This is a genomic window from Alcanivorax sp. HI0044 (assembly GCF_001634945.1).
Genome location: NZ_LWEZ01000494.1, coordinates 1 through 1186 on the forward strand (window position 1 = coordinate 1; position 1186 = coordinate 1186).

Annotated in this window: 2 protein-coding genes; one reads left to right on the forward strand and one right to left on the reverse strand. The window is 52.8% G+C overall.

The window, feature by feature from the left end; translation table 11 throughout:
- Positions 1 to 493: alpha/beta fold hydrolase (locus A3730_RS05925; protein WP_197477325.1), on the reverse strand; the 493-nt coding region annotated here is incomplete at its 3' end.
- A 149-nt stretch (positions 494 to 642) separates the two neighbouring features.
- Here A3730_RS05925 and A3730_RS05930 point away from each other — a divergent pair.
- Positions 643 to 1186, forward strand: a 544-nt coding sequence (locus A3730_RS05930; protein WP_156500960.1) for a LysR family transcriptional regulator, incomplete at its 3' end; no start/stop codon positions are given.

The following is a 1186-nucleotide window of genomic DNA, read 5'->3' on the forward strand; positions in this document are numbered from 1 at the left end:
TCATTTCGAAGTTACCGCCCGCCGCCAGCAGAACCAGCTTGTCGATCCGTTCCGGGTACAGCGTCGCGAAGGTTCGGGACAACCTGTTGCCAAAAGCATGACCAATCATGTGCACTTTCTTGATGTTGAATGCGTCCAGGCTGAGCCGTACATCGTCAACCAGCATTTCCATGGAAACCTGACCGGGTGTCAGCTCGCCCTTGCTTTCACCAACACCTCTTGGCTCTATCAGAATGACCTGGTACCCGGCTTCAACCAGTCGCGTGACCAGCGTGGATTGGTACTGTTCTGTGTAATCAGCTACCCCCCGCCCCAGGGATGGGATGATCGTGACATAGTCACCCTGACTTGCGTCTTGGCGGTACAAACGGACGGCGTTGGTTGTGTTGCCGTGTGTGATAAGTCGCTCCGCAGCGAGATAATCTTTTGCCTGCTGTTTCGTGGCCAGGGCCAGAGCGGGCAGCAGAAGTGATAAGAGAAACGTGATCAGCAATGGAACTTGCCGAAGTGACCGTGATGTCATATTTGTTATTCCTATGCTAATAAAATGCATAAATGTTATGAGGAGGAATAGGTATATCAGGGCCAAGGGAAAATCTATAATGCATTATAGGTAGTGAGGAATAACTAAGTGTTATAAACATGATAAGTACAAAGCAGCTCTCTCATCTGAAAGCCGTGCTTGATTACGGCACGATACACGCCGCGTCACAGGCCTTGCATATCACGCAGCCTGCACTGACGCGCAGCCTGGCCAACCTCGAAAGCCAGTTGGGCACGCCCCTTTTCTTGCGCTCCAAATCCGGTATGACGCCGACAGAGTTCTGTCTGCAGATTCGGCATCGAGCAGAAACCGTACTATCCACTCTCAGCGATTTGAAAAGAGAGGCGGAGATTCAGCAGAGCGTTGCCACTGGTGAGCTTCGGCTGGCATTCGGGCAAGCAATAAAATCCAGCGTTCTCAGGCGTACGCTTTCAAAGATGCTCCTGGAAGCGCCAGATGTCAGCCTGACCATCAGTGAAGGTACGCCAGAAGAGTTGCATCGTCGCCTGGTCAACCGCCAAGTGGATATGCTCTTCATGGGCGCTGAGAGCATCCAGGATACAACGGGGATCCGGCAGGAACTGATAACCTCTCTTCCTCTACGCGCATTCGCCAGGCCGGACCACCCTCTGTCCGGTGAGA